This is a genomic window from Rhodoferax sp., from assembly GCF_010365055.1.
Lineage (GTDB): Bacteria > Pseudomonadota > Gammaproteobacteria > Burkholderiales > Burkholderiaceae_C > Rhodoferax.
Genome location: NZ_JAAFHA010000170.1, coordinates 1 through 4,123, shown reverse-complemented (window position 1 = coordinate 4,123; position 4,123 = coordinate 1). Strand labels below are relative to the sequence as shown.

Annotated in this window: 3 protein-coding genes; all 3 read left to right on the top strand. The window is 55.2% G+C overall.

The annotated features are described in order from the left end of the window. The first annotated feature begins 669 nt into the window (after positions 1-669). The 3 genes from GZ093_RS20420 (at position 670) to GZ093_RS20410 (ending at position 3,974) form a co-directional block, all read left to right on the top strand. A complete protein-coding gene (locus GZ093_RS20420) occupies positions 670-3,177 on the top strand; it encodes a PAS domain S-box protein (RefSeq protein WP_296489532.1) in 2,508 nt (835 codons plus the stop codon). A gap of 123 nt (positions 3,178-3,300) precedes the next feature. Further along, complete coding sequence (locus tag GZ093_RS20415; protein ID WP_363261209.1) at positions 3,301-3,591, top strand: thermonuclease family protein; 291 nt, start codon at positions 3,301-3,303, stop codon at positions 3,589-3,591. Continuing rightward, positions 3,591-3,974 carry a bacteriohemerythrin gene (locus tag GZ093_RS20410; protein WP_296489530.1) on the top strand — a complete coding sequence of 128 codons (384 nt, stop codon included), beginning with the start codon at positions 3,591-3,593 and terminating at the stop codon, positions 3,972-3,974. The genes GZ093_RS20415 and GZ093_RS20410 overlap by 1 nt, the downstream gene beginning before the upstream one ends. Positions 3,975-4,123 lie beyond the last annotated feature (149 nt).

Sequence of the window (4,123 nt, the reverse complement as noted above, 5' to 3'; positions counted from 1 at the left end):
TGATTAAAAAATCCCAAAACCAGAAACTTCCAAACAGGGTCAGTTTCAGTGGTCGGGGAAATTACAGAACGAATGTTGCACTACCGTGGGCGACATGTCCGATAGATGGGCTATTTTTTAGCGGGCGTGCTTAACCAAGTCATGCATGGCAGGAACGCTGGACGAGTAATTAGTCCTTGTGTCATCCCTTGCGAGCACCCAACTCATGCATGATCTGGTCTGGCTAGTAGTGCCCAACTCGCGAAGGTGAATCTCAAGATGACCTGCAATTCGTCCCATTGCGCGGTCGGTTTGCGCCCGTCCCGCACCAGCAACCCAGCAGATTCCAAAGCGGACACATCGGTGTGGACATTCTTGTAATCGCGCCCAAGTTTTTGCGCTAACACTCGGACATTCCCCGCCTCACGCTGGTTCACATGGCGAAGCAACCATGTCGGGCAAACCTCAACAACAACAACGCACATTTGTAGATCTGCTTGATAGCGGACCAAGCCCTACCAAAAAAGCTGTACATGAGTATGGACAGGTGTTCCCTGCAGCCTCCAAGACCAACCTGTTTGCACTGGTGAATTGCCGTCTAGAAAGTACGCTGCCACTGCTACGTTTGCAACTTTCCCTGAAGTGTCTAAACTGAGCAATCTGACTCTTTGAAGTAAAACAGGAGGCGGCATGATCAAGAATTCAATCATCTCAGACATCAAAATAACCGGTGGGCCCCAGGATCCCGCAGGGGCTCTGGAGCACATGCTGGAACACTTCCAGGCCATTGTGCAAAGCTCGGACGATGCCATCATCAGCAAGACCCTGGACGGTCTGGTCACCAGTTGGAATTCAGGTGCGCAGTCCATCTTTGGCTACACCGAGCAAGAAATGCTGGGCAAGCCCATGTTGGTGCTGTTTCCACCGGATCGCATGTATGAGGAAGCACAAATTCTTAAACAGGTGCGCAGTGGCGCCCGAGTGGACCACTTCGAAACCGAACGTCTGCACAAGAATGGCAACCGCATTCATGTGTCGGTCACCGTATCTCCGATTCGTGACCGTGATGGTGTAGTTGTCGGTGTTTCAAAAATCGCACGCGATATCACACAGAGGGTCAAATTGGAGACCGCCGCCCGTCTGTCCGATGCCATCCTGAACTCCACGGACGATGCTGTGGTCAGCAAGTCCCTGAATGGCATTGTGACGAGCTGGAATCAGGCCGCCACCAAGATATTCGGTTACACCGCGCAGGAAATGATAGGGCACAGCATCGAAGTGCTGCTGCCGCCCGACCGCAAGGGCGAAGAACAGTTCATTCTTGAACGAATTCGGAGCGGCGAAGTCATTGACCACTTCGAAACGGTGCGCGTTTGCAAGAGCGGCAAACTCATCAACGTCTCAGTCACCGTTTCTCCCATACGCGACGGTTTTGGGAAAGTCATAGGCGCCTCCAAGATCGCCCGCGACATTACCGTTCAAAAGTTGGCGGAAGCCCAGTTGCGCCTAACTTCCAGGGTGTTCTCGGCCACTAGTGAAGGCATTCTGATCACCAATGCAGAAGGTCTGATCGTGGATGTCAATGAGGCCTTTACGCGCATCACAGGATACAGCCATGACGAAGTACTGGGAAAGGACCCGCTGACTTTTCGATCCGGCCGTCAGAGTCACTCAGTGTTCAGAAAGATGCGCTGGGCGCTGATGCGCCATGGCGAGTGGCGGGGAGAGGTCTGGAGCAGGCGCAAAGACGGTGCTGCCTATTCTGTGCTCTTGACCGTTAGCCGCTTGTGCGAGACCAGGTGTGCCATTAGCAATTATGTGGCGCTGTTCTCCGATATCACTCCCCTCAAATTGAATCAAGAAAAGCTTGAGCACGGCGCGCACTTCGATGCGCTGACCGACCTGCCCAACCGCTTGCTGCTGTCGGACCGGCTGCAACAGGCTATGGTGAATTGCCAGCGCCACGACCAGATGCTGGCCGTGCTGTATTTGGACATTGACGGCTTCAAGTCCATCAACGATGCCTTTGGCCACAGCGCCGGCGACGAACTGCTGGTGGCTGTCTCCCATCAAATGCGCGGTATGCTGCGCGAAGGCGACACCCTGGCTCGTATGGGCGGTGATGAATTCGTGATTGTTTTAACCGAGCTGCACGGCATTGAAGACTGCCTGCAATTGGTGAACAGGGTGTTGGCAGCGTGTGCGCGCCCGGTGCCGGTGGCCGGTAACGAACAGTCTGTTACCGCCAGCATCGGTGTCTCCCTTTACTCCAATGACGATGTGGATGCCGACCAGCTGATGCGCAACGCCGATTTTGCCATGTACGAGGCCAAGCGCAGCGGCAAGAACCGTTTCCATTTGTTTGATGCCGACCAAGAAGCTGAGGTGAATGCCCGCACCAGCGAGCAAACTCGCATCGAGGGGGCACTGCTGCGACAGGAACTGGTGCTGTACTACCAGCCCAAGGTCAATATGCGCAGCGGCGCCTTGATGGGGGTCGAGGCGCTGATACGGTGGAACCACCCAGAGCGCGGCTTGCTGGCACCGGCCAGCTTTTTGCCGGCTATTGAAAAGCACCCGCTGAGCGAGCGCGTGGGCGCCTGGGTTATGGCGACGGCCTTCAAACAGCTCGATGCCTGGAACCAGGCCGGGCTGAAGCTACCGGTCAGCATCAACGTGAGCGCGCGCCAGTTTCTGGACCAGAAGTTCACCGCCACGCTGGCTGCAATGCTAGCCAGGCACTCCGCCATAGCCCCCGACATGGTGGAATTGGAAATTCTGGAAACCAGCGCGCTGGAAGACATGGACGCCGTACAAACGATCATTGCGGACTGCCACAGGCTAGGGGTGAACTTCTCGTTGGACGACTTTGGCACCGGTTATTCATCGCTCACCTACCTGCGCCGATTACCGGTGGACACGCTGAAGATAGACAAAAGTTTCGTCCGAGATATGCTCGACGATGTCAGCGACCTGTCGATCGTCAAAGGCGTTATTGGCCTGGCCGCCGCTTTCAACCGCACCGTGATTGCCGAAGGAGTGGAAACCGAAGCCCACGGTGCCCAGTTGCTAGCCCTTGGCTGTGAATTAGGCCAGGGATATGCCATCGCAAGGCCTATGCCGGCTGAGTTAGTGCCGGACTGGTTGGCGAACTGGCAGGCGCCGATGGCGTGGGTAGCTGAGGTGATAGACCTTTAAGCATGACGCATTTGGGCTTTAGTGCCTCCAGCATGGACACACCTAGCGCATTCGCGTCAGCCGCACTTCAACCTCAACGTTGAACAGCCGCTTTAGTGCGGAAAGAGGCCGCCCAAACCAGGAATCGAGGATATTCTATTCAATGGGCAAGATGTGAACCTCGTCCAGGTGGAGCGCGGCATGGCCTGGTTTTACCGGAAATACCAGCGTGAGCAGTCACCAGATGATCAAAGATTGCACGAGGCGGCTGAGGATGCAGCCAAGACCGACAAGCGGGGGTTGTGGTGTGATGCAGAGCCGGTGCCACGGTGGGAGTTCCGGCACAAGAGGGGCAAGGCAACAGGTACCATGAACTACACTTTCGTGGTGGGGATTGAAATCAATAATTTTTCAAAGAAATCGAGGAACTCGTAATGAAGATCGAATGGCATGACAGCTACGCCATCGGGAACCAAGAGATTGATACACAGCACCGTGAGTTGTTTCACAAAGCGATAGTGCTCCTTGAGGCAAAGGATAAGGCTGGACTGACTGACGCTGTAATGGGCTTTTTCCAGTACGTGCGGGATCACTTCACCCACGAGGAAGAGCTGATGCGCCACCTCAAGTACCCGTCCATCAATGAACACATGCAGGAACATGATGATTTGGTTTCAGGCCTTAATTCAATAGCGACCGGCATTGCAGCAGAGACTTTGGACCGAAACAAACTGGCGGTGTTTCTGTCCGATTGGCTGACGGATCACATCGGACACTCTGATGCCAAACTTGCGGCCTACTTGAAGTTACAAAACTGAATTTGGTGCGGGCCTCGGGCCAGCTCAGCAGCCACCCATTGTGAGCGGGTACCCTTGGCACCGAGGAAGGGACCGGCATTGGCCTCGTCGTATCCAAGCAACTGATCGAACTGATGGGCGGTGCCATCGGCGTGCAAAGCACGGTCGGC